Origin of the sequence: Micromonospora sp. CV4, from assembly GCF_003667455.1 — a bacterium.
Taxonomy (GTDB): domain Bacteria; phylum Actinomycetota; class Actinomycetes; order Mycobacteriales; family Micromonosporaceae; genus Micromonospora.
Window position 1 is genome coordinate 26,277 of sequence record NZ_RCVI01000311.1, and the last position, 14,722, is coordinate 40,998.

A 14,722-nucleotide genomic window follows, 5' to 3' on the forward strand; every position below is an offset into this window, starting at 1 on the left:
TCGCGACGATGAGCTCCCCACCGTCCGATGTAGCGGCCCCGCCGGCTTCCCCGGCCTCGCCCGTGCCGGTCACCGGCCGGGCGCTGCCCAACGGCCTGGCCGCGTTCCTGGTCTTCTTCTCCAGCGGCGCCGTGCTGGTGCTGGAGACCGTCGCGCTGCGCCTGGTCGGCCCCTACGTCGGGGTGACCCTCCAGGTGACCAGTTCGGTGATCGGCATCGCGTTGGCCGCGATCGCGTACGGGGCGTGGTCCGGCGGCTGGCTGGCTGACCGGCGCGACCCGCGGGGTCTGCTGGCGCCGGCGCTGGTGCTGGCCGGCATCGCCACCGCGATCACCCTGCCCGTGGTCCGGTACGCCGGTGAGGTGCTGCGCGGCGGTGCCGCCAGCGCCATCCTGTTGCTGGTGGCGCTGGCCGTGTTCGTGCCGGCGGCGCTGCTCGCCGCGGTCACCCCGCTGGTCGTGAAGCTTCAGCTCGCCGACCTGCGCCGGACCGGCCAGGTGGTCGGCCGGCTCTCCGGGATCGGCACCCTGGGCGGCATCACCGCCACGCTGCTCACCGGCTTCGTGCTGGTCGCCGCGCTGCCCAGCACGGTGATCCTGCTGGCGCTGGCGGTGGCGCTCGGGCTGGCCGGCATCGGCCTCGGCTGGTACCTGCGCCGGCAGTCGCGCACCCAACTGCCCGGTCCGGCCCGGACCCGGGCCGCGCTGGCGGTGCTCGGCCTGGTCGGAGCGGGGCTGACCACCGTCGCGCCGAACCCGTGCGACATCGAGACGGCGTACCACTGCGCCCGGGTGACGGCGGACCCGGACCGGCCCAGCGGGCGGACGTTGCTGCTCAACTCGGCCCAGCACTCGTATGTGGACCTGACCGACCCGAAGCACCTGGAGTACGCGTACACGAAGTGGATCGGCGCGGTCGCCGACGTGTTCGCGCCGGCCGGGCAGCGGTTGGACGCGCTGCACCTGGGCGGCGGCGGGTTCACCGTGCCGCGCTACCTGAGCGCCACCCGGCCGGGCACCGACAACGTGGTGTTCGAGATCGACGGCGGGCTGGTCGAGCTGGGCGAGCGCGAGTTGGGCGTACGCCCGGGGCCGGAACTGCGGGCGGAGGTGGGCGACGCCCGGATGCTGGTCGTCGGTGAGCCGACCGACAGCCGCGACCTGGTGGTCGGTGACGCGTTCGGCCACCTGGTGGTGCCCTGGCACCTGGCCACCCGCGAGATGGCCGCCGAGGTCCGGCGGGTGATTCGCCCGGGTGGGGTGTACGTGCAGAACGTCATCGACTACCCGCCGCTGCGGTTCATCCGCGCCGAACTGGCCACGGTGGCGGCCGAGTTCGCGCACGTCGCGTTGATCGCCCCGCCGGAGGCGCTCGCCGAGGAGCAGGGCGCGAACTTCCTCATCGTCGCCTCCGACGCGCCGCTGCCGGTGGCCGCCGTCCGCGCCCGGCTGGACGAGGTTGACCGGGGGGTCAGCCTGCTCTCCGGCGCGGACCTGACGGACTTCACCGGGGACGCGCTGGTGCTGACCGACGACTTCGCGCCGGTGGATCAGCTGCTCGCCACCGCCTGATCGGGTGACATTTGGGACCGAATTCGATACCTGAGGTGTAGTCGGGCCGCCACTGGGCAACAACGGCCACCATGGGCGGTGGGGACCGGAACGGCGCGCAACTCCTCGATGAGCGGTACCGGCTGATCGAGCAGCTCGGCGCGGGCGGCATGTCGGTGGTCTGGCGGGGCTACGACGAGGTGCTCGGCCGGCAGGTCGCGGTGAAGGTGCTCGCGTCCCGGCTGGCCAGCGACCGGGCCTTCCGGCACCGGATCCGCATCGAGGCGCAGGCCGCCGCGCGGCTCTGCCACCCGAACATCACCAACGTGTACGACTACGGGGAGTCCGTGCGGGCCGGCCTCACCGTGCCGTACGTGGTGATGGAGCTGGTCGACGGCGGTTCCCTGGCCGGCCGGCTGGGCCGGGAGGGGCGGCTGCCGTGGCGGGAGGCGGTGACCATCGGCGCGGAGGTCAGCTCGGCGCTGGCCACCGCGCACGCCCGGGGCGTGGTGCACCGGGACGTCACCCCGGGCAACGTGATGCTCACGTCGACCGGGGTCAAGGTGGTCGACTTCGGCATCTCCGCGCTGGTGGGCGAGAGCGAGAAGGGCCCGGACGGGGCGCTGCTGGGCACACCCGCCTACCTCGCGCCGGAGCGGCTGGACAACGGTCAGGTCTCCCCGGCCACCGACGTGTACGCCGTCGGGCTGCTGCTCTACCGGATGCTCACCGGCCGGCTGCCCTGGCAGGCGAGCACGACCACACAGATGCTGCGCGCGCACATGTACAACGACCCCGACCCGATGCCGGAGGTGCCGGGGCTGCCCGACGAGGTGACCGACCTGGTGCGGCGCTGTCTGGCCAAGCAGCCCGGGGAACGGCCGACCACCGCCGAAGTGGCCGGTACCCTCGCCGACGCGGCCGGAATGCTGGCGGCGGTGCCGGTCTCGCCGGCCGCCGGGCCGCTCGACGCGGCCGCGCTGGCCAACGCGGGCACCACGATCCTGCCCTGGTCGGCGGAGACCGACGCGTTGCCGCTGTCCCGTACCCGTAACCGAAGCAGGCGGGTGACCAGACGCCGGCGGGTCGAGGCCGGGGTGGCCGCCGCAAGCCTGCTCGCGGTCACCGGCGCTCTGTGGGGGGTCACCTCGCGCAGCCCGGCCAGCGGCGGGGACCAGCCGCCGACCGAGGCCCGGATGGGTCTGCCGAAGGCGGCGCCCTGCGAGGTGGCGTACGCACTGCGCGCGGACTCCGGCAAGGACTTCGCCGCCGAGCTGACCCTGACGAACACCGGCGGCAGCGCGCTTCGTGACTGGACGATGAGCTTCACCTTCCCCGGTCAGCAGACGGTGACGAAGGCGGAGCCGACCTCGGTGCACCAGCAGGGCCGCACGGTGCTGATCCGGCCGGCGGCCCAGCGCACCACCCTGGCGCCCGGCGAGGCCGAGAAGCTCACCCTGACGGGGAGGTACAGCGGGGCGAACCCGCTGCCGGTGGAGTTCCGGCTCGGCGACGCGACCTGCGGGGTACGGGTCTCCGGGGTGGCCGGCAGCACGCCGTCCACCGCCCCGACGAGCAAGGCCGCCACGACGAGCAAGGCCGCCACGACGAAGGCCCCGCCCAGGGCGGCGACGGTCCGGGGCGGCTCCGGTGGATCCGGCTCGGGTGGGTCCGGGCCGGGCAGCGCCCCGAAGGCCAAGCCCGAGAAGCCCGGCAAAGGCAAGGGGCCGGGTGGTGGTTCGGGAAAAGGGGGAAAGTGACCAAGGGTGAGGGGAGGGGGCACGGCGGCGGGAAGAAGTGACCCGGCTCAGCGCAGCCCCGCGAACCGTTGCACCTGGTCGATCCCGCCCTCCACCACCAGCAGCCCACCCTCGAGGAGTTTGGTGCTGTCCGACGCGTACCGGAAGCGCTCGCCCGGCAGCTTGGCGCCGATAACCCGGACCTCGTAGCGCTCGTCCGGGCGCAGGTCGAGCACGGTGCGACCGACCAGGGACTCCGGCACGCGGACGGTGGCGATCGCGAAGTCGTCGTCGAACTCGATGAAGTCGAGCAGCCGGCTGACGATCAGGTGTGCCACCCGGTCGCCCGTCTCCGCCTCCGGAAAGATCACGTGGTGCGCGCCCACCGACGAGAGAATCTTGGCGTGCTTCTGCGAGGTGGCCCGGGCCCAGATCTGCGACAGACCCAGCTCGACCAGCGCCAGCACGGTGAGCACGCTCGCCTCCACCGAGGCGCCGATGGCCACCACCGCCCGCTCGAAGCTCGCGACGCCGAGCTGTCGCAGCGCCCCCTCCTCGGTCGAGTCGGCCTGGACCACCCGGTCGAGCTGGTCGGACCAGCGCTGCACCCGGTCCGGGTTGTGGTCGATGGCCAGCACCTCGCGGTCCATCCGGGTCAGTGACCGGGCCAGTTGGCTACCGAACCGGCCCAGCCCGACCACCACGACGCCGCTGCCGTTCGCTCGCCTAGCCGACACCTCGCCCCTCCTCGCTGCTAGCCGACAATGGGTTGTTCCTGGGGATAGCGGTAGAGCCGGCGTCGGGTGTTCAACGCGATCGCCGACCCGAGGGTGAGCGGCCCGACCCGGCCGATGAACATCAGCACGGTGAGGGTCAGTTGGCCGCTGGCCGGCAGCGTGCCGGCGAGCCCGATGGTCAGCCCGGTGGTGCTGAACGCGGACGTGACCTCGAACAGGGCGGCGAAGAAGCGGACGCCCTCGGTGAGCAGCAGCAGGATCATCGTGCCGGCCGTGACCAGCGCGACGCTGAGCAGCGACACCGTGATGGCCTGCCGCTGGCTGGCGGTGGCCACCCGGCGGCGCCCGACTTTCACGTCGGGCTCGCCCCGCAGCTCGGCCCAGATGGTGAACGCCAGCAGGAAGAACGTGGAGACCTTGATCCCGCCGGCCGTGCTGGCGCTGCCGCCGCCGATGAACATGAGCACGATCAACAGCGGGTAGCTCTCCTCCTGGAGCGCGGCGATGTCCAGGACGCTGAAGCCGCCGGTGCGGCTCAACGCGATCTGCGTGAACGACGCGAGCATCTTGCCGCCGACGTCGTACGAGCCGATGGTGCCGACGTTGGTCCACTCGGCGGCGAGCAGCCCGGCGGAGCCGAGCAGCAGCAGCGCGGCACTGCCCCAGATGGTCAGCTTGGTGGCCACCGCCCAGCGCACCGGCCGACGCCACTCGCGGGCCGCCTCGAACAGGGCGGGAAACCCGAGCCCACCGACGATCGCGCCGAACGCCAGCGGGAGAGACACCCACGGATCACGGTCGAATGCCAGCAGGCCTTCGGAGTAGAGCGCGAAGCCACCGTTGTTGAACGCCTGGACGGCGTGGAAGACGCCCGACCAGAGGGCTCGCCCGAGTGGATAGTCGTAGACCAGCCAGAGCCGGCCGGCGACCAGCGCGGTCATCACCGCCTCGCAGGCGAAGACGGTGACCGCGATGCGGCGCAGCAGCCGAGCGACGTCACCGATGCCGAACTCCGCCGTCTCGGCCTGTACCAGAAGCCGGTTGCGCAGCCCGAGCTGGCGGGCCACCACCAGGATGACCAGCGCCGCGACGGTGAGGATGCCGAGGCCGCCGAGCTGGGTGAGCACGGTTATCACCACCAGTCCGCCCCCGGACCAGTAGTTGGGGGTGTCGGTGACCGCCATCCCGGTGACCGACACGGCCGAGGTGGCGGTGAAGAGCGCGGTGACCAGGGGCGGGCGCTGGTGGTCGACGGTCGCCCAACGCGCCATCAGCAGACCGGTGCCGAGCAGGATCGGCACCAGGAACCCGAACGGCACCAGCCGCACGGGGTTGCGGAAATACCGGCGCACCAGACAATCTTCCGTTTTCACGCCAGAGCGGGAGCGGGAACGCCCATTCCGGAGATTCATCTGCTGGCCAGTCATCGACCAACTCCCGGTCAATCCGAGGCGCTCTGCTGAACCGGTTCCCTCAACGACAGGAGACGGCGTTGCGACGTACCCTCTCGACCCTCGGCGTGGCCAGCGCGCTGCTCGCCGCCGCCGTGGCCGTGCCGACCATGGCCGCCGCCGATCCGGTGGCCAGGGCGGACCACGCCCGGGCGAACGACCGGCCGATCGTGATCGGTCACCGCGGCGCCAGCGGCTACCGGCCGGAGCACACCCTGGAGGCGTATCGGCTGGCGATCCGGATGGGCGCCGACTACATCGAGCCGGATCTGGTGTCCACCTCCGACGGCGTGCTGGTCGCCCGGCACGAGAACGAGATCTCGGGTACCACCGACGTGGCCGCCCACCCGGAGTTCGCGGCGCGCAAGGCGACGAAGACCATCGACGGTGTCGCGGTGACCGGCTGGTTCACCGAGGACTTCACCCTGACCGAGCTGAAGACCCTGCGGGCCAAGGAGCGACTGCCGCAGGTGCGGGTGGCGAACACCGCGTTCGACGGCCGCTTCGAGGTGCCCACCCTCCAGGAGGTCATCGACCTGGCCCGGACCGAAGGGCGGGCACGGGGCCGCACCATCGGCATCTACCCGGAGACCAAGCACCCGAGCTACTTCGCCTCGATCGGCCTGGCCCTGGAGGAGCCACTGGTCCGGGTGCTCCGGCAGAACAAGCTGAGCAGTCGCAAGGCGCCGGTCTTCATCCAGTCGTTCGAGACGGCCAACCTGCGCAAGCTCAACCTCATGATCGACGTCAACCTGGCCCAGTTGCTCGACGCCACCGGTCGCCCGTACGACTTCACCGTCGCCGGCGACACCCGCACCTACCAGGATCTGGCCCAGCCGGCCGGGCTGAAGTGGATCGCCGCGTACGCCGACGGCATCGGGGCGAACAAGAACCTGATCGTGCCGCGGGACGCCTCGGGCGCCCTGCTCGCCCCGACCAACGTGGTACGCGACGCGCACCGGGAGCGGCTGCTCGTCCACTCCTGGACGTTCCGCGCGGAGAACCAGTTCCTGCCGGTGGACTTCCGGATCGGCACCGACCCGAACGCGCGCGGCGACATCACCGCCGAGTACGAGCTCTTCCTCGGCCTGGGCCTGGACGGCGTCTTCACCGACCACCCGGACACCGCCGTCGCCGCCCGCGCCGGCCTCGCCACGAGCTGATCTTCCGAGTCGGCCTCGGGCGTAGCTCGCCGAGGCCGAGCGGACTTCGGTCCGGAGCTGATCCGCTCCTAGCCGACCGCCGGGCCGACCACGCCCGGCCCGCACGCTGGCCCGCCGTCCGTCACCCGGACAGCGGGCCAGCGGCACGTCCGGGCGCGCCGCGAAGATCGCGCTTGATCCTGGAAGTAGTGGTGTCGCGGCGCGGCCGAGGCCACTACATCCACGGTCGAGCACGATCGCGAAGGGGGGCGGAGCGGCCTTGCGGCAGCAACTTCCCCGATGTTGCTGTTTCGGTGCGGATCGAGGCAGCAACATCAGGGGGTTGCTGTGATCTTCGCGCTGAGTGGGTCCGGATCGGCCCGGGGAGTGTCAGTGGCGGCGTGCCTTGCCGACGCAAGGTCGGCTGCCCCGCACGCACAGAACATGACTGGCCGACACGCCGCGCAACCCTTCCCATTCGATCTGACAGTTGGACGAGTCAGCCGTGTGGTTGCTCGGCGACGTAGGTGCCGCGGCCGGGCTGGCCGGTGATCAGCTCTCGGTCATGGAGAAGTGAGAGCGCTCGCGAGGCGGTGTTCATGTGCACTTCGTAGGTCTCGGCGAGTTCACGAGTGGAGGGCAGCTTGTCGCCCGGCTTCAGCTCGCCGCTCTTGATCCTCGCGGCGATCTCATTGGCGATGCGGCGGTATGGGGCTTCTGCTGTGGGCATGGTGAGGACTCCGGTCGGTTCGGCGTCTCCGATCATGCCGGCCTACACCAGTTACTGCAACAGGCTGTGGTGTCGTCGCCTCACAGGGTCGACCTACACAAGTATTTGGGGTAGGTTGCTGGCTGTCCGGCTCCGGTTGGTTCGGCAAACCCCTCGGGTCCGGGCGTGAGGTGGGCTCTGCGTCCGTACCGCCGCCGAAAAGGGCTGCGGGCGTGGGGCCGGGCGGTCCGGTGGGCGTCCCCTACCCGCACACCGGACCGCCCTCCAGGGCTGGCAGGACAGAAGAGTCGAGGGTGGTGGCGTGAGCATCGAGAGGCAGCGGTTCGTCGTGCACCTGCCGGTGATGGCCGTCGACCTGCCGGGCGCGCTGCGGTTCGCTCAAGGGATCACCCGGGTGTTGGGCTTCCTCGCCGACGTGGACCGGGCCGAGACGACGGTGTCGGAGGAGGACGCGCAGTGCGTACGTCATCGGGTTTTCTGCGACAACCTGCTCGACGGCCGCCGGCGCTGTCTGCGCCCGGCGGCCCACGACGGACCGTGCGTCTGACCGGCCCTGCGGTGATAGGCGGATGGCGCGGGGCGACACACGGGCGGGGCGGTCCGTGGGGGTACGGGCCATCGAGAGGCCGAGCCCTCCGGTGGCGGTGCGGCCAGTTGTAACGTCCGGCCACCCCCTTCCTGTTACTTGTGTGTTTCGGCCACATAGCTCGTGGGTGACGTCACTTCTAGCGTGAGCCGTCACGAAGAAGTTCTCTCCCTCCGAGTCCTCATGTGGAGTCGCAATGACGGTCCGGACGACGCGGCGGGTGTTCCTCTCCGCCGCCACGATGATGGCCGCGGCGTTGGCCGCCACGGCCTGTGGCAGCCCGCAGGACACCGCCACCGGCGGCGGCGACAGCGCCGCGCCGGTCAAGGTCGGCCTGGTGTACTCCCAGTCGGGTGCCCTGGCCAGCTACGGAAAGCAGTACATCGAGGGGTTCAAGGCGGGGTTGGACTTCGCCACCCAGGGCACCGGCAAGGTCGGTGACCGCAAGATCGAGCTGACCGAGGTCGACGACGCGGGCGACCCGGCCAAGGCGGTCTCCGCGGCGAAGGACCTGATCGGCAAGGGCGCGAAGATCATCGCCGGCTCCACCGCCTCCGGTGTGGCGCTCCAGGTCGCGCCGATCGCGGCGCAGAACAAGGTCCTGTTCATCTCCGGGCCGGCCGCCACCGACGCGGTGACCGGGGCGAACAAGTACACCTTCCGCTCGGGCCGCCAGTCGTACCAGGACGTGGTGACGGCCAAGTCGTTCATCGGCGACCCGGCCGGCAAGAAGGTCGTGGTCTTCGCCCAGGACGGCGCGTTCGGCGACGCGAACGAGGCAGCGGTCAAGACGGTCATCGGCGGCGCGGGCGCCACCGTGAGCAGCGTCCGGGCCCCGGCCAGCGCCACCGAGTTCACCCCGTTCGCCAGCCAGATCAAGACGGCCAAGCCGGATCTGCTCTTCGTCGCCTGGGCGGGCACCACCGCCCCGGCCATGTGGCAGAGCCTCGACCAGCAGGGCGTCCTCTCGACCACCACGGTCGTCACCGGCCTGGACATCCGCGCCTCCTGGCCGACGTTCGGCGCCGCCGGCACGAAGATCTCCTTCCTGTCGCACTACTTCGACGGGGCGAGCGACACCGAGGCGTCCAAGGCGGCCAAGGCGAAGATCCCCGGCGGCACGCTCGACCTGTTCCACCCGGACGGCTTCGCCGCCGCCCAGATGGTGGTCCGCGCGGTGCAGGAGGGTGGGGACGACGTCGACAAGATGGTCACCGCCCTGGAGGGCTGGAGCTTCGACGGGGTCAAGGGCAAGATGACCATCCGGGCCGCGGACCACGCGCTGCTCCAGCCGATGTTCCAGGCCAAGCTGACCGGCAGCGGCACCGCCTTCACGGCGACCGCGCAGAAGAGCCTCACCGGTGACGAGTCCGCGCCGCCGGCCGTGGCCATGAAGGGCTGACCATGCTCGCCACCCGCGGTCTGACCTGGCGGATCGGTGAGGTCGCCATCGTCGACAGCGTCTACCTCGACCTGGCGCCCGGGGAGTTCCTGGGCGTGATCGGGCCGAACGGCGCCGGCAAGACCTCACTGTTCAACCTGATCACCGGCCTGCGCCGGGCCACGGAGGGCCGGATCACCCTGGACGGGCAGGACATCGGGGCGCTTCCGCCGCACCGGCGGGCCCGCCTCGGACTGGGCCGTACCTTCCAGGCGTCGTCGGTCTTCGGCTCGCTCAGCGTGCGGGAGAACGTCCGGCTCGCCGTGCAGGCGCACCGCGGGGGCTCGATGGCACTGTGGCGGCGGGCGGCGGCCGACCGGGAGGTGGCCGCCGCCGCCGACGCGGCGCTCGACCGGGTCGGCCTCGCCCACCGGGGTACGGCGCTGGCCGGCACCCTGGCCCACGGCGAGAAGCGCAAGTTGGAGATCGCCCTGCTGCTCGCCGGCGAACCGCGGGTGATGCTGCTGGACGAACCGATGGCCGGGGTCAGCGCCGAGGACGTGCCCGAGCTGGTCTCGGTGATCAAGTCGTTGACCGGGGACAGCGGCCGGGCGGTGCTGATGGTCGAGCACCACATGGACGTCATCCTGGAGCTGGCCGACCGGATCGCCGTCATGCACCACGGCGCGCTGCTGGCCTGCGACACCCCCGAGACGGTGATGGCCAACCCCACGGTGCAAGAGGCGTATCTCGGAGAGGCGCTATGACCGAGCCGATCCTGAACGTGGAGGACCTGTCGGTCCGGATCTCCGGGCTGCACATCCTCCAGGGCGTGTCCTTCACGGTCGCACCCACCGGCGTGACCGTCCTGCTCGGCCGCAACGGCGTCGGCAAGACCACCACGCTGCGGGCGATCGTCGGCCTCACCCCGCCCGCCGGAGAGGTGCGCGGCACCGTCCGGATGGGCGCGCAGAGCCTGCTGGCCCGCCCCACCCACCGGCTGGTCCGCGGCGGGCTCGGCTACGTGCCGGAGGACCGCTGCGTGTTCGCCGGCCTGACCGTCGCGGAGAACCTGCGGCTGGCCGAGCGGCGCGGCGTCAGCCCGGCGTACGACAAGGTCTTCGCGCTCTTTCCGGAGCTGGACCGGCGCGGACGGCAACGGGCCGGGTCGCTCTCCGGCGGGCAGCAGCAGATGCTCGCGATCGGCCGGGTGCTGCTCAACGACAACCGGCTGCTGCTGGTCGACGAGCCGACCAAGGGGTTGGCGCCGAAGGTGGTGACCGAGGTGGCCGAGGTGCTGGAACGGGTCGCGGAGTCGGTGCCGGTGCTGCTCGTCGAGCAGAACCTGGCGGTGGTCCGGCGGCTCGCCAGGGACGCCGTGGTGCTCGCCGCCGGCAAGGTGGCCTGGACCGGTGACGCGCAGGAGCTGCTGCTGGAGACGGCGCTGACCAGGTCCCTGCTGGGCGTGGGCAGCGGCGAATCGCAGCACGTGGCCGAGCCGGGCCGCGCCGCGGCGGGGAAGGACCAGCACTGATGGGCACCCTGATCCTGTTGACGCTGACCGGGCTCGGCCTGGCGGCGCTGTACTTCCTGGTCGCCTCCGGGCTGTCGCTGGTCTTCGGCCTGGCCGACGTGCTCAACTTCGCGCACGGGCTGTTCCTCGGCGTCGGCGCGTACGCGACCTGGTGGGCGGCGGGCAACCTGCCGGGCGCCGGGTCGGACGGGTTCGGCTTCGTGCTCGCGGTCGTCTTCGGGGTGGCCGCCGGCACGCTGGTCGCGGTGCTGGTCGAGCTGGTGCTGATCCGGCCGCTCTACTCGCGCACCATCGAGCAGGTGCTGGTCACCGTCGGCCTGTCGCTGGCCGGGGTGGCGCTGCTCCAGGCCACGTGGGGCGCCGACGCCCGGCCGTTCCCCCGGCCGGACTGGACCCGGCAGGTCACCGGGATCCTCGGCGCGCAGGTGCCCAACGGTGGCCTGCTGCTGATCATCGCGGCGGTGCTGGTGCTCGGCGCGCTGCTCGCCTTCCTGCGCTGGACCCGGTACGGCCTGGTGATCCGGGCCGGGGTGGAGAACCGGGAGATGGTGACCGCGCTCGGCATCGACGTGCGCAAGGCGTTCACGCTCGTCTTCGCGATCGGCGGGGCGGCAGCCGCGCTCGCCGGCGCGCTCGGTGGGGTCTACTTCGGCACCGTCTCGCCCGGGCAGGGCAGCTCGCTGCTGATCTTCGCGTTCATCGTGGTGGTGATCGGCGGGATGGGCTCGGTGGTCGGCTCCGCGTACGCGGCGGTCGTGGTCGGGCTGGTGCAACAGTTCGTCAACTACTACGGCACGTCCGGGCTGGGCGACATCTGCGTGGTCGGGTTGCTGGCCGTGGTGCTGCTGCTGCGCCCGCAGGGCATCGCCGGAAAGGTGGCAACGGCATGACGAACTCCGTGGTCGACGCGCCCCCGGCGCGGGTGCCCGCCGAGCTGACCCCGCAGCGGGGGCGGTGGCACCGGGTACGCCCGTTCCTGCCGCTGGTCGCGCTGGCCGTCCTCGCGATCCTGCCGTACTCGACGATCTCCCTGCCGGGGATCTTCGAGGGGCCGGTCAACTCGCCCGGCACCCTGCAACTGCTGGCCATCTGCCTGATCTTCGGTGGGCTGGCCGCCGGTTACGACCTGCTCTTCGGCCGTACCGGGATGCTCTCCTTCGGGCACGCGCTCTACTTCGCCGCCGGCGTGTACGGCACGGACATCCTGGTCACCCGGGCCGGGTTGCCACTCTGGCAGGCGGCGCTGCTGACGATCACCGGCGGCACCATCCTCGCGGCGCTGCTCGGCGCGGTGGCGCTGCGTACGGTGGGCATCGCGTTCGCCATGGTCACGCTGGCCTTCGCCCAGGTCGGGGCGATCCTGGTGGCACGGGACTTCGGCGGCCTCACCGGCGGTGAGGAGGGCCTGCCGCTGGACGTGTCCGGGCTGCCCGCCGGGCTGGTCGGGGTGACCAACACGGTCAACCTGTACTGGCTGGCGCTCGCGTACCTGACCCTGGTGGTCTTCGTGGTGCACCGGGTCTCCGGCTCGCCGACCGGGCGGGTCCTGGCCGGGCTGCGGGACGACGAGCGGCGGATCGGCGTGCTCGGGCTGGACCCGTACCGCTACAAGCTGGTGGCGTTCACCCTCGCCGGCGGGCTGGCGTCGGCCGGTGGGGTGGTCTACTGCCTGATCGTCGGCGGGGCGTCACCCCACATCACCTCGTCCGAGTTGACCCTGTCGCTGCTGGTCATGGTGGTGCTGGGCGGGCCGGGCACCCGGTGGGGCCCGGTGCTCGGCGGTGTCCTCTACATGTACCTGGACCACCGGCTCACCGCGTTCGGCACCTCCGAGGCGGTCGACTCCCTGCCAGCCTTTCTCAGCCACCCGCTGAGCCAGCCGCTGTTCGTTCTGGGCACGGTCTTCATCCTGGCGGTCTACTTCTTCCCCGGTGGTCTGACCAGCCTCGCACCCCGCCTGGCCCATCTCCGCCGGAGCCTGCGCACCCGCTCCGACCCCCGCTGATCGTCGACAGGGAGACGGGGTCGCGACCCCCCGTGCGGCCGCGACCCCGTCTCCCTGCTGCGTGGACGGTCAGCCGTTGAGCATCTCGTACGCCACCTTCGGCGCCTGCTGGGCCGCGTTGCCGGTCGGCGCGGCGAGCTTCGGCGCCGAGCCGTAGTCGACGTACTTCACCACGTACGTCCAGGCCTTTGCCTTGCCTGCGGCCGGGACGTCCACGGTGAGCGAGGCGAGGTTGCCGTCGGGGCCGACGACGGCCGTGAACGGGACCTGCCGGGCCGCCTCGCCGAGAGCCGCCACCTCCGCCTCGCCCACCGCCTTGCTGGCCTCACCCTTGGTCAGGTCGACCACGCCGGTGTAGGTGTGGTCCGCCTTCTCCTGCACCGAGGTGGCGGCTTCGATGATCGGGCCGGCGTTGCCGACGTCCACGCCCTCGTACGTCGGAGCGCTTTCGGCGTCGGTCAGCTTGGTGCGGTCCAGCTCCATCCAGCGGCTCGGCAGCTTGGGCAGCCCGGTCAGTCCCTCGGTGCCGGTGAACTTGACCTTCATCCAGAGCTGTTCCTGGACGACCAGGAACGACATCCGGGTGGTGAACCCGTGCTCCGGGTCCTTGACCGCCGCGGTGAGGTCCATGCCCTTCGCAGCCGGGTCCACCACGCCGGAGATGTCCGAGCTGGAGTCCTTGCCGGCGAACCGGAAGGCGCCTTCGGTGCCGTCCGGCACCGCCGCGAGCAACTCCTCCCGGGGGGTCGCGGTCGGGCTGGGGCTGGCCGCGTCGGCGCCGGTACCCGACCCGTCCGCGCCGCAACCGGCGAGCAGGGTGGTCGCGGTGAGGACGCCAACCAGGGCGCTGACGGTCCGTCGGATGGTGCCGGCGCGGCCGGTTCCGTTCGTCATCACTGAATCTCTTTCCTTGACGGTGCCTGGCTTCTGCCGAGACAGAGACTGCCGGGCGGTACGGCGGAACCACTGCCGATATGCTGCGGTCCGACTGCCGTGCACTGCCAAGACGCGGTCAGCGGGGTGTCAGGGAGCGGAAACTCGCATGTCAGGGGAGCTGCGCTTCGAGATTCTCGGGCCTCAGCGGGCCTGGTACGGCGATCGTGACGTCGACCTCGGGCCGGGTAAGCAGCGGGCCGTGCTGGCCGTGCTGCTGCTCGCCGGCGGTCGCCCGGTCACCACCGCACAGGTCGTCGACGCCGTCTGGCCCGAGGAGCCGCCGGCCAACGGCGCGAACGTGGTGCAGAAGTATGTCGCCGGGCTGCGCCGGGTGCTGGAGCCCGAGCGCCCACCCCGCAGTCCCGGTCAGGTGCTGACGCTGACCGACGCCGGCTATCAGCTTCGGGTCGGGCCGGAGGCGGTCGACGCCACCCGGTTCGAGCGGGGGATCCGTCGGGCGGAGCGGCTCCGCGCCGAGGGCCGGGCCGCCGAGGCGGTGACCGAGCTGAAGGCCGCGCTGGAGTTGTGGCGGGGTGACCCGTTCACCGGATTCACCGGGCTCTTCTTCGACTCCGCCCGCCAGCGCTGGATCGAGCTGCGGGCCACCGCCCTGGAGAGCTGGGCCGATCTGGAGCTGCGGCTGGGCCGGCAACGGGAACTCGTGGGCGAACTGAAGGAGTTGGCCGCTGAGTTCCCGCTGCGGGAGCGGCTGCGGCACCAGCTGATGCTGGCCCTGTACCGCAGCGGCCGGCAGGCCGAGGCGCTGGCCGCGTACCGGGAATTCCGCGGGCTGTTGCGCGACGAGTACGGCATCGAGCCGGGTGACGCGCTCCAGGACCTGCACCGCCGCGTCCTGCGCGCCGATCCGGCGTTGTTGCCGCCCACCGCCGTGCCAGTGTCGGATGCAGCCGAGCCGGCACCGACCCCCACC

14 protein-coding genes are annotated in these 14,722 nt (G+C 71.7%); 10 read left to right on the plus strand and 4 right to left on the minus strand.

Features of this window, described 5'->3' with window-relative positions:
* Window positions 1-8 precede the first annotated feature (8 nt).
* Window positions 9-1,571, plus strand: a complete 1,563-nt coding sequence (locus EAD98_RS21840) for a fused MFS/spermidine synthase (protein WP_233583916.1) — start codon at window positions 9-11, stop codon at window positions 1,569-1,571.
* Window positions 1,572-1,642: 71 nt separating this feature from the next.
* Window positions 1,643-3,310 carry a serine/threonine-protein kinase gene (locus EAD98_RS21845; protein ID WP_121655892.1) on the plus strand — a complete coding sequence of 556 codons (1,668 nt, stop codon included), beginning with the start codon at window positions 1,643-1,645 and terminating at the stop codon, window positions 3,308-3,310.
* A gap of 47 nt (window positions 3,311-3,357) precedes the next feature.
* Here the strand turns inward: EAD98_RS21845 and EAD98_RS21850 are convergent, their stop codons facing one another.
* Window positions 3,358-4,026: a TrkA family potassium uptake protein gene (locus tag EAD98_RS21850; protein WP_121655891.1), complete on the minus strand. Its 669-nt coding sequence runs from the start codon at window positions 4,024-4,026 to the stop codon at window positions 3,358-3,360.
* Window positions 4,027-4,043: 17 nt separating this feature from the next.
* The gene (locus EAD98_RS21855) at window positions 4,044-5,378 is read right to left on the minus strand and encodes a TrkH family potassium uptake protein (RefSeq protein WP_121655890.1); all 1,335 of its coding nucleotides are present in this window, start codon (window positions 5,376-5,378) and stop codon (window positions 4,044-4,046) included.
* Window positions 5,379-5,518: 140 nt separating this feature from the next.
* On the opposite strand from EAD98_RS21855, the gene EAD98_RS21860 reads away from it, so the two are divergent.
* Complete coding sequence (locus EAD98_RS21860; RefSeq protein ID WP_121655889.1) at window positions 5,519-6,640, plus strand: glycerophosphodiester phosphodiesterase; 1,122 nt, start codon at window positions 5,519-5,521, stop codon at window positions 6,638-6,640.
* A gap of 478 nt (window positions 6,641-7,118) precedes the next feature.
* Here the strand turns inward: EAD98_RS21860 and EAD98_RS21865 are convergent, their stop codons facing one another.
* Window positions 7,119-7,349, minus strand: a complete 231-nt coding sequence (locus tag EAD98_RS21865) for a GntR family transcriptional regulator (RefSeq protein WP_121655900.1) — start codon at window positions 7,347-7,349, stop codon at window positions 7,119-7,121.
* A gap of 307 nt (window positions 7,350-7,656) precedes the next feature.
* On the opposite strand from EAD98_RS21865, the gene EAD98_RS21870 reads away from it, so the two are divergent.
* The 6 genes from EAD98_RS21870 (at window position 7,657) to EAD98_RS21895 (ending at window position 12,855) form a co-directional block, all read left to right on the plus strand.
* The gene (locus EAD98_RS21870) at window positions 7,657-7,896 is read left to right on the plus strand and encodes a hypothetical protein (RefSeq protein WP_121655899.1); all 240 of its coding nucleotides are present in this window, start codon (window positions 7,657-7,659) and stop codon (window positions 7,894-7,896) included.
* Window positions 7,897-8,131: 235 nt separating this feature from the next.
* A complete protein-coding gene (locus tag EAD98_RS21875) occupies window positions 8,132-9,337 on the plus strand; it encodes a substrate-binding domain-containing protein (protein ID WP_121655888.1) in 1,206 nt (401 codons plus the stop codon).
* A gap of 2 nt (window positions 9,338-9,339) precedes the next feature.
* Complete coding sequence (locus tag EAD98_RS21880) at window positions 9,340-10,083, plus strand: ABC transporter ATP-binding protein (RefSeq protein ID WP_121655887.1); 744 nt, start codon at window positions 9,340-9,342, stop codon at window positions 10,081-10,083.
* Complete coding sequence (locus EAD98_RS21885) at window positions 10,080-10,850, plus strand: ABC transporter ATP-binding protein (protein WP_121655886.1); 771 nt, start codon at window positions 10,080-10,082, stop codon at window positions 10,848-10,850. The genes EAD98_RS21880 and EAD98_RS21885 overlap by 4 nt, the downstream gene beginning before the upstream one ends.
* Window positions 10,850-11,740 carry a branched-chain amino acid ABC transporter permease gene (locus tag EAD98_RS21890; protein WP_121655885.1) on the plus strand — a complete coding sequence of 297 codons (891 nt, stop codon included), beginning with the start codon at window positions 10,850-10,852 and terminating at the stop codon, window positions 11,738-11,740. The genes EAD98_RS21885 and EAD98_RS21890 overlap by 1 nt, the downstream gene beginning before the upstream one ends.
* Window positions 11,737-12,855 (plus strand): branched-chain amino acid ABC transporter permease, encoded by a 1,119-nt coding sequence (locus EAD98_RS21895; RefSeq protein WP_121655884.1) that lies wholly within the window; start codon window positions 11,737-11,739, stop codon window positions 12,853-12,855. The genes EAD98_RS21890 and EAD98_RS21895 overlap by 4 nt, the downstream gene beginning before the upstream one ends.
* Window positions 12,856-12,924: 69 nt before the next feature.
* Here the strand turns inward: EAD98_RS21895 and EAD98_RS21900 are convergent, their stop codons facing one another.
* Window positions 12,925-13,749, minus strand: a complete 825-nt coding sequence (locus EAD98_RS21900) for a hypothetical protein (protein ID WP_121655883.1) — start codon at window positions 13,747-13,749, stop codon at window positions 12,925-12,927.
* Window positions 13,750-13,897: 148 nt separating this feature from the next.
* Here EAD98_RS21900 and EAD98_RS21905 point away from each other — a divergent pair.
* Window positions 13,898-14,722, plus strand: an 825-nt coding sequence (locus EAD98_RS21905; protein ID WP_147457463.1) for an AfsR/SARP family transcriptional regulator, incomplete at its 3' end; no start/stop codon positions are given.